Below are 16696 nucleotides of genomic sequence, written 5' to 3'. Positions count from 1 at the left end.
TTTGTAGTGGATTGACAACAATTTAAGGTAGCAATTTTGAACATAATCTATTAAGAATTGCTCTTGAATGCGATCGGTTTTTTAGCCATAGCTAACTAGCAGGTGTTTGGGCTGGCAAGGCTGAAGGTAATTCTTGCTGTGGCGGATTGCTGAGATGAGCAGATGGACATAAATCAGCTAGTACGCAAGCATCGCACAAGGGATTTCTGGCTTTGCAAATAGCTCGACCGTGATAGATTAATCGAATCGACCAGTTTTCCCAGTCTTCTTGAGGTAATAAGCGCATCAAGTCGCGCTCAATATGCAGTGGATCGGTATGTTTTGTTAATCCCAAACGATAAGATAGCCGCTTGACATGAGTATCTACTGTTACTCCAACATGAATATCATACGCATGAGCGAGAACTACATTGGCAGTTTTGCGGGCGACTCCTGGTAACGTTAACAATTTCTCCATCCGTGCTGGCACGTTACCGCCATACTCTTGCACCAATATTCGACAAGCCGCTTGAATATTCTTGGCTTTATTGCGATAAAAGCCTGTGGGACGAATTATTGTTTCTATCTCAGCAGGATCGGCATTTGCGATCGCCGCTGCGTCGGGAAATCGCCGAAACAACTCTGGTGTCACCTGATTTACGCGTTCATCAGTACACTGCGCAGAAAGAATCGTTGCTACCAAAAGTTGTACTGGCGTTGCATAATTCAGCGTGCAAGGGGCTTCTGGATACAATCGCTTCAAGCGAATCAAAATTTCCAGCGCCCGTTGCCTTTTACTTGCCAATTTACGAACAATACTCACTAGAACAAATTCTGTACCCACTCAAGGTTGGCAGTATCGCGCACAATTAAAAAGATGCCTAAACCTAACAATAACATGAGTCCAGTTTGCATAACCCCGTCCTGAATGTGAGTAGGTAGCGGCTTACCACGCAAACCTTCAATGAGTAAAAACGCGAGTTGTCCGCCATCTAAGGCGGGTAGTGGCAAAATGTTAATTAAAGCCAGGTTAACGCTGATCAACGCTGCAAATTGAAATAAGTTTCCTGCATCGGATTGGGCAATACTTGCTCCAATTTCCACAATTTTTACAGGACCTGCGACTTGATCTGCTGTTTGACTAAAGTTACTGAGTAACTGCACAAAACCTTGCCCTGTCAACAAGACAATCCGCTGAAATTCAGTCGCACCTGCCGTAAACGCTTCTATGATATTACTTGCACGCTGACGTTCTACTTTGCCATTAGGCGCTAACTGCACGCCAATGCGTCCTTTGCCATCTTCACCAGCTTCGGGGGTAACAGTCAACACAATAGTTTCGTCGTTGCGTTGAATTGTGAGTGGCAATGGTTGATTTGGGTGTTCTTGTATCACCTGGCGTAGATAAGGCAATGCTTCTTGTGAAGCGGGTAACGCTTTCCCATCAACACTGATAATAATGTCCCCTGGTTTGATACCAGCTTGGGCAGCTACACTTGTTTGTTCGGTGACAACTGCAGGAACTAAAACACCAGGTTCAAAGTTGAGTTGTGGCGCGCCAACCGTCCCAATCTGAACTACGAGTAATAAATAGGCAAAAATCAAGTTGGCAATAACGCCTGCACTAATCACTATTGCCCGATCGAGCACAGGACGGTTGCGCAATAAATTGGGATCGTTGGGCGGAATTTTGCTATCGGGATCGTCATCAGGAAATCCGACATACCCACCTAAAGGAAATGCCCTGACAGCATACTCAGTTTCCTTTCCCTGGTACTTTAACAAAACCGGACCAAAGCCCAGCGAGAAACGGTTAACGTGGATACCTTGGGATCTTGCTGCAATAAAGTGTCCCAGCTCGTGTACCACGATCAATAGCGCTAAAACTGCGATCGCTGCCAAAACTGACATAGATATACTCTATTTATTATTTACACATTTCTTTATTTTAAGACGTCGTTCTTGTTAACACCTCTTGCTTGAGATAAGGTTGCAGTGCTTCGGGGATGCGTACCGTTTTATCAGGCTGCTGGTAGTTCTCTAAAATTGCTGCCATTGTACGTCCTACCGCTAACCCTGAACCGTTGAGTGTATGGACAAATTGCGTGCCTTTTTTGCCACTTTCTTTAAAGCGAATTCCGCCACGTCGTGCTTGAAAATCTCGACAATTAGAACAACTAGAGATTTCGCGATATTTGTTTGCTGAAGGTAGCCAAACTTCTAAATCATACGTCTTTGCTGCCGAGAAGCCCAAGTCTCCAGTACACAGTTCTAATACGCGATACGGTAGCTTCAACTCTTGTAAAATTGCTTCAGCATCTGCAACTAACTTTTGATGCTCTTGTTCTGAAGTCGCAGGATGAACAAATTTGTAAAGTTCGACTTTATTAAATTGATGCAGGCGAATTAAACCGCGCGTATCTCTTCCATAACTTCCTGCTTCTCGTCTAAAGCAAGGAGTATACGCACAGTGGTTTATTGGTAAATCTTCAGCTGCAAGAATTTCTTCGCGATACAGGTTAGTAATGGGGACTTCTGCTGTTGGACTTAACCATAAATCATCTGCCGCACACTTGAAACTTTCTTCGGCAAACTTCGGCAATTGACCTGAGGCAGTTAGCGATTGAGTATTAATGAGAATTGGCGGTAAAACTTCTGTATAACCTGCTGCAATTTGGCGATCGAGCATAAACTGAATTAATGCTCTTTCTAGAGCTGCGCCGGCGCCAATTAACGTTACAAAACGACTTTGGGCAACTTTCACCGATCGCTCAAAATTTAAAATTCCCAAATATTCGCCAATTTCCCAATGCGGTAAGATATGGTTTTGGGGAATATACTCATCGCCCCAACGTCTGACTTCAACGTTATCTTCTTCGCTGCTACCCAGTGGAGTCGATTCACTCGGTAAATTGGGTATTGTCAACAATAAAGCTTCTAATTGCGACTTAATCTCTCTTTCTTGCGGTTCGAGTTCGCTAATTTGGTTTTTGAGGTCGTTTCCTTCTTGACGCAAACTCTGAATCTCTGCGCCTTGCGGATCGCTACCTGCTTTAATTTTTTGTCCGACAAGTTTCCCAATCTCGTTACTGCGCGCTTGTAAGTGCGATCGCTTCGCTTCGAGTTCTCTTTGTTGTCGATCGAGTGTTAATAGCGGTTGCAGATCGTAGTTTCCTCGACTTTGCAACCTTTCTTGTACGAATGATGGATTTTCTCGAATCTGCTTAATATCCAGCACAAACTTATTCCTGTTTTTTGCCAATACAACAGAATACAATGCTTATGCCTATTCTGCCGCGATTTAAGCTAGTTTTTATTGATGCGAGCTAAGAGAAATAACGAAGCAACAAGCCCCGCAAAATGAGCCGCTACAGTGTTCGTATTTGCTTGAACTACCAATATATCCAACGGTCGAATGAGTTGTTGCGGATTGTAAATTGCTGCGCCTAACCCTGTTTGCGGTAATGCAAAGGATCTCAGAAGTAGCGTACCGGCGATCGCCTGCGCCCCCAAAATCGTTAATAGCATTCCGACTAAATTCACAATTAAGCCTAGGCGTAGAATTTGAATTGTATCTGCCTTGCGCGGACGATTCGTTGTATTTGCTGAAAGCAAGCGATTACTAATGCGCGTGTAACGAAACGCTATGTAAATCCCTAAACCTAACGTAACTAAGCCACTGACAGCTAAAACGATGCCAAAGCCTGTTCCTGGACTTTGTTGCACATTTGGTCCTGTATCTCGACTCAAACTGGCAGACAGCAATATGACAGCAGAGACAACCGCTAAGACTAACTGAGTCCAAAAACTAAGCCAGCCAGCTATGCGAAATGCAATCGCAATTCGTTGCAATCCCGAAGGCAGCGAAGAATCTGACTTGTTAACCATTGTTCTAGTCTCAAGTAGCGGTATCTATAACTAGATTCTTATCACATTTACCTGCACTCCTGACAGCACGTTAAGTATGAACTTGCACAAGCATGGCGAAAAGTCAATCATATTTGTTTAGGTGAGTTGTGAACTTATTGGGTAACTTTGTCATCAATTCCCCAATTTCTCTAGTTACTTAAGTAATAAATAAAACAGCTTTTTACTTAATCCACTCTTTTTCTCTGACTAATTTTTTTCTTTATAATTGTTTCATCTTGCTTGCGCTCGACTTTACAGGATTTAAAACTAAAATTATTTATAATTTATTTCTGATTCTTCTAGGAGTTTTCCTTTATCAAGGAGATAAATGATTTAGTAAATCTGGTGTATGAGTATATTAAAGTTATGTTTTTATGACCGCAGATAACTACGAAACGTTCTTTGTTTTTTGCCAAATATTTTCCTACGTACACAGAAAATAAATATCGTTTCTGAAAGTTATGCAGAGTTAGTTATGTCAGTTTAGCTATTCACAGATACACATTTAATAGCATTAAAGTCATGCTGGTTTTCTATTCATAAAATTTCGCAGACAAAAGCAAATTAAAAGTATAGAATTACTAAACGGTGTGCGTCTCTAAAATAGCTAGTATACAACTGGCATTTCAGTCGATTGGCAATGAGGATCTAAAGAGTTTTTATGATAGCTACCTGTCGGGATACTTAAATTTAGCCCTAGACGCATTAAGCGGTTAAAAAAAATGAAAATTCATGAAATCTATGAGTTTTTTCAAAACCCCCCTCCAACTTATTTATGCCAGGAATTAGCTGTATGTTATGTCTTGTCAGTATTATTAGAATCGGAGTCTTATGGAACAGAGTTAATTCAACGTTTAGAGACCGAATATCCCTTATACCGCCTTTCTGATACTGTTTTGTACAGCGCCCTCAAGTTTCTTGAAGATGAAAAGGCTATTACTGGCTACTGGCGCAAGGTGGAAGGTCGCGGACGTCCTCGCAGGATGTATCAAATTAATCCTGATTGGTTACCGCAAGCTCAAGAATTGGCGCGTTTATGGCATGGGTATGTGAGTAGTGGTATGCGTGTAACAAATCATCAATAATTAAAAGAAAACGTTGCATGCTGTAACGACAAATGATGAGTGTTACGTCTCTTACTTCTACGTTGGTGCTGACTTTGCTATTAGCAGTCGGGCTGTTTTTCTTTATTCGAGCATCGGTTAAAGACCGCACGCAAGAAGTCACTCTTGTTGGGGAACAAGAAGACACGACTTTGCTAGAGCAATTACAGCAGTATTTTACCCGCCGCTCATATCGCCTATCTAGCGTTGATTCTGAGCGCTATCAAGTTACGTACGAGGGATTTGTTAAACCGAGCATTTTCTTAGCAATTTTTTTAACGTTGCTCGCAGCGATCGGCATTTTGTGTTTAGCACTTGTCTGGTCTCTACTTTTCCCTAACTTGAGTTCAATCTTCCTTGGTTTAGTGCTACTATCTCCTATGGCTGGCGTGTTTTATTGGAAAAAAGCTGCTCGTCCAGAGCAAGTCTTGCTCAAGCTCTCCAATCAAACAAACAAGCTACCGCATGAGTTACAAAGCCGAATTACAGTTGTGGCTCATCGAGATGAGCTAATTGAGTTACAGCGATCGCTCAAGTTAAAGCCTTGCGAATAAAGTGCATTGCTGCAACGAAATACCCCACCTAGATTTTCGGTCTTGAGTGGGGTAAAAATCAAAAACGCTTTGCTCTCGTATGTGGCAAATACTTGTTAGCTGTTCGTAAGAAAAGACTTTCTCAAAAATTGCTAACGAGCTTGCCATCCATTGAGTCAATCGCTGTATTCATTTACGAACAGCTAAGCTGTCTTGTTCTGGAGATTCTAACGTTCTCAAACTGGGAAACAAGAAATGGTTTTCTTCCACATATTGTGCCCCGAATAGACCTTTCTCTGCCCAAAAATAACGGTCTGTCGTATGTTCGTTCCGTTTCACTAATAGCAACGCTGGTGGCAAAATCCCCTCCGCTTGAATAAATTTTCGTGCGGCTGTCACAGGTTTATCTTCGCCACTTTCGATGCTAAACTGGGCAACGTGTTCGAGGATTCGGCGTCCTTCTTGGCGACGACGACTTTTACGCTTCCGTCTCCTTGCCAACCTCTTTCCCTCCTCTTTCAAGCTGCATATTGTAGTCATGGTTACAAAAGCCGTCGTCAGTATATGAAATTGAGACGAAAAAATCAACTTTTGTTAAGGTTTTGATACAAAGTTGTTGATTGTAGTTCAGATAGAAGGAGTTAAAAATTTATAACTCTAGATTGAGTCAGGTAGTAAATTGGTAATTTTTAAATAGTTACTAGCCTGCCATAATGAAAGAGTAGTAGGTGAATGAAGACCATTGCCAATGACCAATGACCAGTTAGCAAGGTAGGCAAGCAATTCACGTTATAGAGTAATTTTATTGATGTCTGCTAGTTCTGAGTTAGTTGCGCTATGTCGATCGCAGGTTGCTTTACTGACCCAAAGTTTAGGAGCATCCTTAAGCGTTGTGTACCTAACTGAAGAACTGCAAGAAGAAGGAGAATCACAAACAAAGTTAATTCCGATAGTGATTTATCCCGAAACAGCAGCTTGGCAAGCAGCAACAGTTTTAACGCTCATTCCAGAACTCAGTAATAGTCTATTGCCGTTGCTGTCTGATACGCACTCTGCACTGCCAGATGCCGTACCGCAGTTATTTGAGCCAGAGTCGACAGACAATTCATCGGTGCAAGACGATAGTTTGTTGCCTAGCACGCAAATCGTTTTGCCTTTGATGCATGACAACAGCTTCATGGGATTGCTGGTGACCAGTCGAGAGCATAAACCCTGGAATGAACGCGAACGTCATGAAATTGAACGCATTGCGCAAACACTGGCGCTGGCAAGAGTCCTCGATAAACGACGCGAGTGGTACGAACAGCAGCTAACTCAACAGCAATCTTTGATGCAGACGCAACGCGATTTGCTCGATAATTTATTGCATCAATTGCGCAACCCGTTAACAGCGCTACGGACATTTGGCAAACTTTTAATGAAGCGCTTCGTTCCTGGTGATGCGAATCGTCAAGTTGCAGAAAACATTGTTAGAGAAAGCGATCGCATCCAAGAATTACTCAAACAGTTTGACCAAGTTATTGAGCTAACCCCACCAGAGCCTGATTCTGAAAAATCTTTGTCAGTCACGCCTTTGGTTCTAGAAAGGACAGTCGAACCAGTTGCAAAACCTTTAGTGCTGCTACCAAATGTTGGCGAAAATATAGAACCGTGTTCGGTTGCTGATATTCTCGAACCGCTGTTAGCTAGTGCCAGTGCGATCGCGCAAGAACGCAACTTAAACGTTCAGTCAGATATTCCTGCTGATTTACCCTTAGTTTATGCTAATCGCGTAGCTTTAAGAGAAGTCTTTAGTAATTTACTGGATAACGCTTTAAAGTACACGCCCGCCGGAGGACAAATTTATATTCAAGTAGAACCGAAAGAAGATCTGCAAAGTATTGCAATTAGCGATAGCGGTCCAGGAATTCCACCGCAAGATCTCGAGCATATGTTTGAGCGACATTATCGGGGCGTGCAAGCAGCATCACAAATTCCTGGCACAGGGTTGGGACTGGCGATCGCAAAAGATTTAGTCGAACAAATGCAAGGAAAAATTGAAGTTTTTAGTCCTGCCAAGCATTTTACTCGCCCAAATGCTGACACTCCTGGAACGACGTTTGTCGTCTGGCTACCTGTGGTAAAAAAAGCGATTAGCAATTAGCTAACCGCTAACAAGATGTAGTTATTGCTGTGTTGTCGCGTTAGGAGTCAGCACTAAATCCGATGCGAGTGTGAGTTGTAAATCGGTATCAGGGTCAATAGCAACTAGGTCAACGCTGTCTCGACCCAAGAATAAGCCAAGTAAAGCACCAACACCAGCTCCACCAAGGACTTCTTCTGTTGCGATCGCGCGGTCTCCAGTAACCGCAGAAATGGCAGCAGCAGCAGCAGCACCTAATGCCGCATTACGCACAATGCGACCTGCATTCGCGCCGCGACGCACGCGTTCGGTACGAGTAATCACTTCTGAGGTTGCATTAAATTGATAACGCTGACCGCTAGCCAAAACTAACTCGCGGGCAACAAATTGCGAACCACCTTCAGCTGGTCGCAGTTCGCCAACAACTTGGCTACCCGAAGGAATCAATACGGTACCATCGCGCGTGATGATGTTTTGTGCGACTGTGAGCGTTAGAGGCGCGGTTTCTTCGCGCGTGACTAAAATTCTTTCGGCTTGGTCGTAGCGTACTGGAAGACTCGTGCCACTGGGAATTGTAACGGTTGTGGGCGCTGTTGGTTGCTGTGCTTGCCCGACAATGTAAGGCGAGTTAACCGCGGCGACTTGCCCTGCACTTGCTAAAGCTTGATAAATGAATGCTGCTACATCTGCACGTGTTGCCGTTCGCGTTGGATTAAGAAATTGAACATTCGGATAATTTACAACAATCCGTCGTTCAGTGGCAGCAGCGATCGGCGCGCGAGCGTAACCAGAAATAGCGTTTGCATCAGCATAAAATTGACCCAAAACGCTATTGACGTCGGTGGTTGCAGTATAGTTAAGACCGTTAGCTAGCGAAACTAAAACTTGTTCGCGAGGAATGTTTTGATTCGGTTCAAAACGATTCCCTGGATAGCCTGCTAGAAAACCTGTTGTGTAAGCCTGCTGAATCGCTGCTGCACCCCAAAAGTTCGATGGTACATCGGTAAATTGTACTGCGGGTCTTTGCCCTGCGCGTGGGAAAGCCCTACTTACCATTGCTGCAAATTGAGCGCGCGTCACTGGCTCTTCTGGTCGAAAACTGTTATCAGGAAACCCAGCAATAATGTTTCTGCTTGCGAGTTCTGTAATAAAGGGCGTTGCCCAATAGTTGGCTGGAACATCAGCAAAAGCAGACACTTGCGCAAACGATGGCGCAGGTACGGTCATAGGAGCAACGGCACCAACGGTTATCCCCAAAGCCATTAGTCCAGCGGTTCCCGATCGCCAGTGCTTGAAAGTAGACATTGTCAAGGACTCTCCGAAAAAGATTTGGTAGCTATCTAAAATGAGTAGACATTAGCAGGAATTAAAGGTTCCTATAAGCAACTAATGCTAGAAATAGACTGATTTAAGCGCAAAAAAGCGCAAATACTGCTTTTTTTAAAGCAATATTCTCAACTGCCTGCTAAAAAAGCATGACGTACGGTTGACAAATTAGTTGCTTTAGTATCCAAAAATAGTTTGTAACTTAAAATACATTAGATGGCGAGCGTCTGAAGATAGAGTTGCAACAAACCGATAACAATTTCAGGTGTTTCCAAATGCGGTAAGACACCCGTAGATGCGATCGCTTGAAATTTACGAATTGCTTGCGGGTTTAATTGCGCCAGTCGTCTCCCTAGTTCAAGCGACGTAAATTGTGCAGCTTCTCCCCAAATCATCCCTGTGGGTACAGTAAGCTGTGGGATGTACCGTGCTAAGTCAAAATAAAGCTCTCCTTGTAAAAAGGCAAGCGCTGCATATTTGGCATTAGGTTGTTGTGCCGATGTTAAGTAAGCAGCTACCATTTCTTCTGTCACGCGGTCGGGTTTGGCAAAGAGAAATCGCTGTAAAAAGTTGCGGACAGCAAGTTCATTTTGCGCGCCAACAGAGTAAATCAAATCGTTTAACAGTGGTGTTCCGATCAGTTGTAGTGGTAACCGACGTCCTGCGCCCTGTCCAAAGTCGTCAAACCCAGAAGGGCAAATAAGAACCAGCGATTGAAATAAATTCGGCTGTTGAACCGCAAGGCGAATCACTAATGCTGCGGTTAACGAAGAAGCAACAGCGATCGCGCGATGAGGACAAGTTTTCTGAATAAATTCGGCGATCGTTGTCAGATAGTCATCGATTTGATAATTCCGCACAGGATGCGTTGATTGTCCCCAACCGATTAAATCGGGCGCTAAAACTCGATAGTCACTTGCAAAAGCAGGGTACACTTTAGACCACTCATACGCAGAAGCCCCACCACCAAAGCTGTGTAGAAAGACTAAAGTTGGTACCGTTTCCTTTTGCCAAAATGTGCTAGATGCCCACATCGGATCGACAGGGGTATAGTAGACCATCAACCCTAATGATGTTTGTACAACTCCTTGACCAAAACCCGGAGGTTGAAACTGTAGCATAAAGATTTTGGATTGAAATTGAGTCAAAAATGAATATAGACGATCTTCTGGGAACAGCCGTTTTTAGTAAGCTATTAGAAGCAAAACATAACGAGAGATAAAGCGATGATCTTACCTGGAACAGCTGTACGCGTCACAAATCCCAACGATACTTACTACCGTTTTCAGGGTCTAGTCCAGCGCGTAAGTGATGGTAAAGCTGCGGTGCTGTTTGAGGGAGGGAACTGGGATAAACTGGTTACTTTCAACCTCTCAGAACTCGAACCTGTAGAAACTGGACGTAAAAAAGCCAAATAACCTGCTATGGGCAAGGCAGTGCCTTTCCCTCTGACCCCTAATCTCTGACCTCTGACCTTCCCTATGCGCCTTCCTCTACCACAATTTGCCACAGGCGATCGCGCTCCGAATCACATTGCTGAGGTCATCGAAACCTCAACAACCGAATTTTTGGCGCAGTGTTTAGAACCCGAAGACTTGAGCTTTCCTGTCATGCCACCGTTTGGTAGTTGGGTAAAATCTGTTGATGAAGAATCAGGCAATCAAGTCTATGGGGTAGTGTATTATGCGACAACAATGCCAATTGACTCGATTCATCGCGCAAGAGCATTAGGTTTATCGTTACAAGACTTACGCGAACAACAACCGCAAATCTTTGCGATGCTTAAGACTGAGTTTAGAGCAGCGATCGTCGGATTTGAGCGACCAATGGCAACAGGGTCACAACGTTTTTATCAATATTTACCACCCCGTCCGCCACAAATTCACCAAGCTGTTTACCATTGCGAACCAGAAACAATTGTTGCTTTCTCAGAACAGTTAGATTTTTTAAGAACGTTGCTACAAGTTAATGGTGCGCCCGTAGAAGCACTAACTGCTGCGGCGATCCGCGAAGTTTATCAGTTGCGCAACGCTGACCGCGAATGGTTAGTTAAGGCAGGAAGAACTTTAAGTGTATTACTCAAAGACGACTACGATCGCTTGAAAGTTGTACTTAGCCAAATTCATCCCTAATGAGAGATTAGAAGAATAAATTGCTGTCTTAGTGGGCGAAGGTACACTTCGTTTGAATAGCCCTGACTTTAGTCGGAGAGCATCGCAATCTTGACCGCTTTTGAGCAATTCAACATACAATTTCAGGAAGCGGGATCGCAATTGGACGTAGGAAAATTATCTAGTTTCCGTTGCGTTGTCTTCTTTGCTCTTGATGCACTGTTAGATAAAGCGATAGCTATGAGTCGCGATTTAGGACTCACTGCCGAATCTGTAGTATGTATTGACGATGCGGTCGCGCTTGGGATTACGCGGGCTAGCCGCGAACAAAACGCTAATTTAATCCTATGGGCTGGGGAAAACGTACCGGCTTTCGCGCTCGCTTGTTTAGTAATGTGATTGATAGTGTATTGTGGACATCTCATTGTCCGGTTGCAGTGACGCGCCTGCTCGAATCTTCCACCAAAATCTGACGCATTCTCGTTCCTGTACAAAACTTCACCCTAGAAGCCTTACGACCGCTGCGTTTTGCTTTACTACTTGCAACAGCGATTGAAGCGCAGGTGACTTTATTAATGCGTGGAACAAATCAAATATCGAGCTACTTTTGTCTAAACTTGCGTTTTTGCAAGCCCCCGTTATTGAAGTTCCCACGAAAATGTGGCACAAGCAATTACCACCGATGCTAAAAAGTATGATTTGGTTGTCTTGCGCTCGATTCAACGTCGCACGAGTGCTGGTGGTTTAGCCGTCAGTGACTTGACATCGCAATTAGTCGCGCAACTTGTAGAGTCGATTGTTCTTCTTGGAGAACCACAAACCAGCAACGCTGCTGCGATCGAAGAACAGCTTCGCCCACAAAGTTGGAAAAATCGTAGAGTACGATAAAATCTCTAAGAATTTATTAAAGATTTAGTGAATTGTACTCAATTATGCTGAGTTACTATTTTCAATTCTGATAGCTTGCTATTTAATTGAGTTAAATTGGTGCTCAGTTTGCTCTCACCAAAGTTAATTGAATCTAGAGAAATATTATTATCTGCGAGTGAAACACAGGAACTATGCCAAAAAAGCAAGTAGAGGTCATCAGACTATTTTGGTGTTGCCTCTTTACCACTGGCTTAAGGCAAGTTACCTTAGACAAAAGCGCGATCGCTGGTTAAATATACCTAAATCTAAATTATTAGCAGACTATGAGAATTTTGGTTACAGGTGGTGCTGGTTTTGTTGGTTCCCATCTTATCGATCGGTTGATGGTAGAAGGACACGAAGTCATTTGTCTTGATAACTTCTACACAGGTCACAAACGTAATATCCTTCAATGGCTGGATCATCCTTATTTTGAATTGATTCGCCATGACATTACTGAACCAATTCGGTTAGAAGTAGACCAGATCTATCACCTTGCTTGTCCTGCATCTCCAGTTCACTATCAGTACAACCCAGTCAAAACGGTCAAAACCAGCGTCATGGGTACGCTCAATATGTTGGGTTTAGCTAAACGGGTGAAAGCTCGCTTCTTGTTAGCTTCTACCTCAGAAATCTACGGCGATCCCGAAGTTCATCCACAAACTGAGGATTACCGTGGAAACGTTAATCCCATAGGAATTCGCTCGTGCTACGACGAAGGTAAACGGATTGCTGAAACACTTTCGTTTGATTACCATCGCCAAAATGACGTTGATATTCGCGTGGCTCGCATCTTCAATACCTACGGACCGCGAATGTTGGAAAACGATGGTCGAGTTGTCAGTAACTTTGTCGCGCAAGCGCTTCGAGGCAATCCCTTAACAGTATATGGCGACGGTTCACAAACTCGTAGTTTTTGCTACGTTTCCGATCTGGTGGAGGGATTAATACGGTTAATGAATAACGAACACATTGGTCCTGTTAACTTAGGAAATCCAGATGAATACACAATTCTAGAGCTAGCAACTGCAGTGCAGCAGTTAGTCAATCCAGATGCAGAAATTAAGTTCGAGCCTTTACCTTCCGATGACCCTCGCCGTCGCCGTCCTGACATTACCCGCGCCAAAACTTGGTTGAACTGGGAACCTACAGTACCACTGCAAGAAGGTCTAAAGCTTACTATCGAAGATTTTCGGTCTCGGATTCAAAGCGAGCAACCACTCGAAGCTAGCAAAATAGCAAAGTAGAGCACTGAGGTCAGAGATTAGGGATCGAGGAACGGGGAATACTGAGCATAAAAATCCTGTAGTTTCCTACTTAACTTTAACCACCTGTACAACAACATAACTGAGGAACGACAAAAATATGCGTGTTTGCGTAATTGGTACTGGATACGTCGGCTTAGTGACTGGCGCTTGCCTAGCTCATATTGGGCATGATGTCATTTGTGTCGATAATAACGAAGAAAAAGTTAAGTTGATGAAAGCCGGACAGTCACCAATATTTGAGCCAGGACTGTCAGAGATTATGCAGTCGGCGATCGCTGCCAAAAAAATTGAGTTCACAACCGATTTAGGTGCGGGCGTGAATCACGGAGAAATTCTCTTTATTGCCGTAGGAACGCCTCCCTTACCAACAGGCGAAAGCGACACCCGCTACGTAGAAGCTGTGGCTCGTGGAATCGGCGCGCATCTCAACGGAGGCTACAAAGTCATCGTTAACAAATCGACAGTACCAATTGGTTCGGGTGACTGGGTGCGGATGCTCGTACTCGATGGCATTGCCGAACGCCAAACTGAAAAAGTTCCTGTTGCTGCGGGTAATGTAAAAGAAGAATTACCCTTTACACAAATCGCTGAGTTTGACGTTGTTAGCAACCCAGAATTTTTGCGCGAAGGCTCGGCAGTGTACGATACCTTTAACCCCGATCGCATTGTGCTTGGTAGCAATAATCCCAAAGCGATCGCCATGATGCAAGAACTCTACACGCCAATTGTCGAGCGTCAATTTGCTGAAGACAAATCGCTACCACCCGTTCCTATCGTGGTGACGGATCTCAGTTCAGCAGAGATGATCAAGTACGCAGCGAATGCTTTCTTGGCAACGAAGATTAGTTTTATTAACGAAGTTGCGAATATTTGCGATCGCGTTGGTGCAGACGTCACGCAAGTTGCTAAAGGGATTGGGCTTGACTCGCGAATTGGGAACAAATTCTTACAAGCTGGTATTGGCTGGGGCGGCTCTTGCTTCCCCAAAGATGTCTCAGCTTTAATTCATACTGCTGATGACTATGGCTACGAAGCACACCTCCTCAAAGCAGCTGTTAGTGTCAATCAACGCCAGCGCCTAATTGCAGTGGAAAAACTCCAACAAGTTCTCAAAATCCTCAAGGGTAAAACTGTTGGTTTGCTCGGCTTAACCTTTAAACCGGATACCGATGATATGCGCGATGCACCAGCACTCAACTTAATCGAGCATCTCAATCGTCTAGGAACAAAAGTCAAAGCCTACGACCCCATTGTATCCCAAAGCGGAATGCGTCATGGTCTTTCGGGTGTGATGGTGGAAACCGATCCTGAGCGCCTTGCAGATGGTTGTGATGCTTTAGTTTTAGTGACTGACTGGAAACAGTTCCAAAATCTCGATTACGAGAAAATGGCAAGCTTGATGAATAATCCTGTTATGATCGATGGTCGTAACTTCCTTGACCGCGAGAAGCTACAGCAAGCTGGATTCTACTACGTTGGTGTAGGACGGTAGAAGAGAGGTGAGGAGCCTAGTGCGGTGCGGAGATATCTTCCGTGATAGCAACTGGTGTTGAGGGGGAAGTGAATGAGTGGCTAGTAACTAGCGCTCAAGTGATAAATAGAAAAGCCTCTATGTGGTATTTCTCCTCTGCTCCTCTGCCCTTCTGCTCTTATGTACCCTGACCTCTCTGTCTTAGTGTATATTGACTGCAACTGCTTTCAAAAACGCTATGACTAGAGGGATAGGCTTTATGCATAATGGGTCGTATTCCGCGTGTTGTGCATCTTGAAATCCTAAAACGTTGCGAGCGTATTCCACTTAGTGCTGGAAATCACTACAAGTACCAATCATCCATGTTTATTGTATGGACTACCAGGCGCGACCCAAATTCCATCATACGTGTTGAAGATCCTCGGTAGAAACCTAAACCCCCTCAACACTCATTCCTAATTTATCAGATGAGTGGTTGATTGATATACTCGTTGCGACATGGGGTTGAAACATAGGCGTATATTCACCAAGCAGGGCAATTTTTTTGAGCATGGTTTGCACCTTATTGCTGAAGCCTTTTACAGTTTAAATAAAACAACTTTGCTTGATCGATCGCCCCAACAACTCATTTTTAACTATAAATCCCCTACGAACTAGCGTGACGCAAAAACTTTATACCCACAGCGTCTCTCGCCTGAGATGATATGCTCGGTTTGCTCTACAACAGTATCTTCTCCTAAAACGCTTTGATATATTTTCAGTTCTTTAGCACATAATCTTGTGCAAGAGGCAAGAAAGCTAAGCTTGCTAGTTTAATGTTTCTTGTTGCTACAGAATTATGCATTACTAGGAATGCGCTCAATTTGGGCGTAGCCGCTAAAGATGAGTTTTTGACCTTGAGTTTCTAAGCGGTTGATTCGCATCATGACGCCATCTAAATCAAAGCGATCTAGGTCAACCATATTATTCAAGATTTCGGCTAGAGCATTGGTTAAAGTTTGCGAAATATCTTGTTGCGCTTCGGGAATGTCTTGAGCTTCAAACTGAGGGTTTTGAAAAGTGACGCGGCGGCGGCGTTCTACTGCTAAAGTCGCTTTTAGTCCAATCGGTACTAGTTTGCCGTTACTGATGTCTGCTTTAGCGAAAATTTTAACTTCGTTTTCCGGTAATAGTTGGACTTGAACATCGCTAAAAGAAATTGACTCACCACCGGAAATATCAGCTAAGTTTGGTAAAGAAAGATTTTGGAGACGTTTTTTGACAAGTTCAGCGTTGAAAGCGTTGTTGATACCGTCTTCTGTTAACGTAACTTGAGCAACAGCTTGCGTGGGTTGCTTGAGCGTGAGCTTACCGCCGAGAACCGAGCTAAAGTCAATTGCCACGGCATCAGTTTCAAATGACATTTCTTCGACATAAAAGTCTTTACGAATGACTAAACCTCGACCGCTCATTTTAAAGCTGTCAATACTACCTTGTAACAATTTACTAGAAGGATAACAGCGGACAGCGACTTCTACCGATTCGCTACGGGTAAATAAATGACGAATCGTTTGGCTGGCAACGGTGTTGAGCATCCGTTCTCCCCAGTCAGTGCCAGTAGGATTAGTTAAACCACTCAGTCCGCCAAATAACATTGCGTTTTAAGCTTGATGGAACGTCTTCCTCCTTTTGTAACAAAATGTGAAGAAGACAGCAAGCGAAAGTATGATGAGTGGTATCGATCAAAGATATAAGTAATTGCGATCGCACTTGATGGCAGCCATGAGTTACTTACGCTTCGATAGCTTCAAGACCTTAATTGACGCAATATTAGCAATACTTGCCATTTTGTAAGGATAAGGCGATCGCCACTTTCTAAAGGAGGAATTGCCATTTAACTCATAGGCTGTTGCCTCACTATCATCCTACGTTTCTGAATAAAATCAAACGAATTCCTTTTTGGGGAGTGAGTATTATGCGGAGCTC

General features: G+C 43.8%; 18 protein-coding genes. 10 read left to right on the top strand and 8 right to left on the bottom strand.

The features are described from left to right. Positions 1-91: 91 nt before the first annotated feature. The 4 genes from nth to B1A85_RS12615 all read right to left on the bottom strand — a co-directional run bounded on the left by nth (position 92) and on the right by B1A85_RS12615 (position 3867). On the bottom strand, positions 92-802 hold the full coding sequence (gene nth, locus B1A85_RS12630) for an endonuclease III (RefSeq protein WP_104547342.1): 711 nt from the start codon (positions 800-802) through the stop codon (positions 92-94). After that, positions 802-1890 carry an RIP metalloprotease RseP gene (rseP, locus tag B1A85_RS12625; protein WP_104547253.1) on the bottom strand — a complete coding sequence of 363 codons (1089 nt, stop codon included), beginning with the start codon at positions 1888-1890 and terminating at the stop codon, positions 802-804. Before rseP ends, nth begins: the two co-directional genes overlap by 1 nt. Positions 1891-1927: 37 nt before the next feature. Next, positions 1928-3217: a serine--tRNA ligase gene (serS, locus tag B1A85_RS12620; protein ID WP_104547252.1), complete on the bottom strand. Its 1290-nt coding sequence runs from the start codon at positions 3215-3217 to the stop codon at positions 1928-1930. A gap of 68 nt (positions 3218-3285) precedes the next feature. Beyond that, complete coding sequence (locus tag B1A85_RS12615) at positions 3286-3867, bottom strand: DUF3611 family protein (RefSeq protein WP_104547251.1); 582 nt, start codon at positions 3865-3867, stop codon at positions 3286-3288. 743 nt (positions 3868-4610) lie between these two features. Between B1A85_RS12615 and B1A85_RS12610 the strand changes: the two genes are divergently transcribed. Both B1A85_RS12610 and B1A85_RS12605 read left to right on the top strand, forming a co-directional pair. Further along, positions 4611-4973 (top strand): PadR family transcriptional regulator, encoded by a 363-nt coding sequence (locus tag B1A85_RS12610; protein WP_104547250.1) that lies wholly within the window; start codon positions 4611-4613, stop codon positions 4971-4973. 35 nt (positions 4974-5008) lie between these two features. Next, positions 5009-5545 carry a cofactor assembly of complex C subunit B gene (locus B1A85_RS12605; protein WP_168192399.1) on the top strand — a complete coding sequence of 179 codons (537 nt, stop codon included), beginning with the start codon at positions 5009-5011 and terminating at the stop codon, positions 5543-5545. 168 nt (positions 5546-5713) lie between these two features. Here the strand turns inward: B1A85_RS12605 and B1A85_RS12600 are convergent, their stop codons facing one another. Continuing rightward, positions 5714-6025 carry a DUF3155 domain-containing protein gene (locus B1A85_RS12600; RefSeq protein ID WP_041918665.1) on the bottom strand — a complete coding sequence of 104 codons (312 nt, stop codon included), beginning with the start codon at positions 6023-6025 and terminating at the stop codon, positions 5714-5716. A 307-nt stretch (positions 6026-6332) separates the two neighbouring features. On the opposite strand from B1A85_RS12600, the gene B1A85_RS12595 reads away from it, so the two are divergent. Next, positions 6333-7667: a sensor histidine kinase KdpD gene (locus B1A85_RS12595; protein WP_104547248.1), complete on the top strand. Its 1335-nt coding sequence runs from the start codon at positions 6333-6335 to the stop codon at positions 7665-7667. A 21-nt stretch (positions 7668-7688) separates the two neighbouring features. Here the strand turns inward: B1A85_RS12595 and B1A85_RS12590 are convergent, their stop codons facing one another. Together B1A85_RS12590 and B1A85_RS12585 are read right to left on the bottom strand one after the other, a co-directional pair. Next, positions 7689-8951 (bottom strand): S-layer homology domain-containing protein, encoded by a 1263-nt coding sequence (locus tag B1A85_RS12590; RefSeq protein WP_104547247.1) that lies wholly within the window; start codon positions 8949-8951, stop codon positions 7689-7691. Between the two features lie 233 nt (positions 8952-9184). Beyond that, positions 9185-10093, bottom strand: coding sequence for an alpha/beta fold hydrolase (locus B1A85_RS12585; protein ID WP_104547246.1), 909 nt, complete (start codon positions 10091-10093; stop codon positions 9185-9187). A gap of 105 nt (positions 10094-10198) precedes the next feature. Here B1A85_RS12585 and B1A85_RS12580 point away from each other — a divergent pair, with 105 nt between their 5' ends. The 7 genes from B1A85_RS12580 (at position 10199) to B1A85_RS12560 (ending at position 14752) form a co-directional block, all read left to right on the top strand. Further along, positions 10199-10390 carry an NAD(P)H dehydrogenase subunit NdhS gene (locus B1A85_RS12580; RefSeq protein WP_015189729.1) on the top strand — a complete coding sequence of 64 codons (192 nt, stop codon included), beginning with the start codon at positions 10199-10201 and terminating at the stop codon, positions 10388-10390. Positions 10391-10453: 63 nt separating this feature from the next. After that, complete coding sequence (locus tag B1A85_RS12575) at positions 10454-11104, top strand: HAS-barrel domain-containing protein (protein ID WP_104547245.1); 651 nt, start codon at positions 10454-10456, stop codon at positions 11102-11104. Between the two features lie 90 nt (positions 11105-11194). Next, the gene (locus B1A85_RS24540; RefSeq protein WP_210404412.1) at positions 11195-11482 is read left to right on the top strand and encodes a hypothetical protein; all 288 of its coding nucleotides are present in this window, start codon (positions 11195-11197) and stop codon (positions 11480-11482) included. After that, complete coding sequence (locus B1A85_RS26140; RefSeq protein ID WP_371681658.1) at positions 11431-11556, top strand: universal stress protein; 126 nt, start codon at positions 11431-11433, stop codon at positions 11554-11556. Before B1A85_RS24540 ends, B1A85_RS26140 begins: the two co-directional genes overlap by 52 nt. 187 nt (positions 11557-11743) lie before the next feature. After that, on the top strand, positions 11744-11971 hold the full coding sequence (locus B1A85_RS24535) for a hypothetical protein (RefSeq protein WP_210404411.1): 228 nt from the start codon (positions 11744-11746) through the stop codon (positions 11969-11971). Positions 11972-12276: 305 nt separating this feature from the next. Further along, positions 12277-13239 carry a UDP-glucuronic acid decarboxylase family protein gene (locus tag B1A85_RS12565; RefSeq protein WP_104547244.1) on the top strand — a complete coding sequence of 321 codons (963 nt, stop codon included), beginning with the start codon at positions 12277-12279 and terminating at the stop codon, positions 13237-13239. Between the two features lie 118 nt (positions 13240-13357). Next, positions 13358-14752 carry a UDP-glucose/GDP-mannose dehydrogenase family protein gene (locus B1A85_RS12560; RefSeq protein ID WP_104547243.1) on the top strand — a complete coding sequence of 465 codons (1395 nt, stop codon included), beginning with the start codon at positions 13358-13360 and terminating at the stop codon, positions 14750-14752. A gap of 815 nt (positions 14753-15567) precedes the next feature. Here the strand turns inward: B1A85_RS12560 and B1A85_RS12550 are convergent. Continuing rightward, positions 15568-16365 (bottom strand): DUF2993 domain-containing protein, encoded by a 798-nt coding sequence (locus B1A85_RS12550; RefSeq protein WP_104547242.1) that lies wholly within the window; start codon positions 16363-16365, stop codon positions 15568-15570. Between the last annotated feature and the right edge of the window lie 331 nt (positions 16366-16696).

It is taken from the genome of Chroococcidiopsis sp. TS-821 (assembly GCF_002939305.1).
Classification (GTDB): Bacteria; Cyanobacteriota; Cyanobacteriia; order Cyanobacteriales; family Chroococcidiopsidaceae; genus Chroogloeocystis.
Note: the sequence above shows the minus strand (reverse complement) of the source record. Positions and strands in the feature narration are given on the sequence as shown.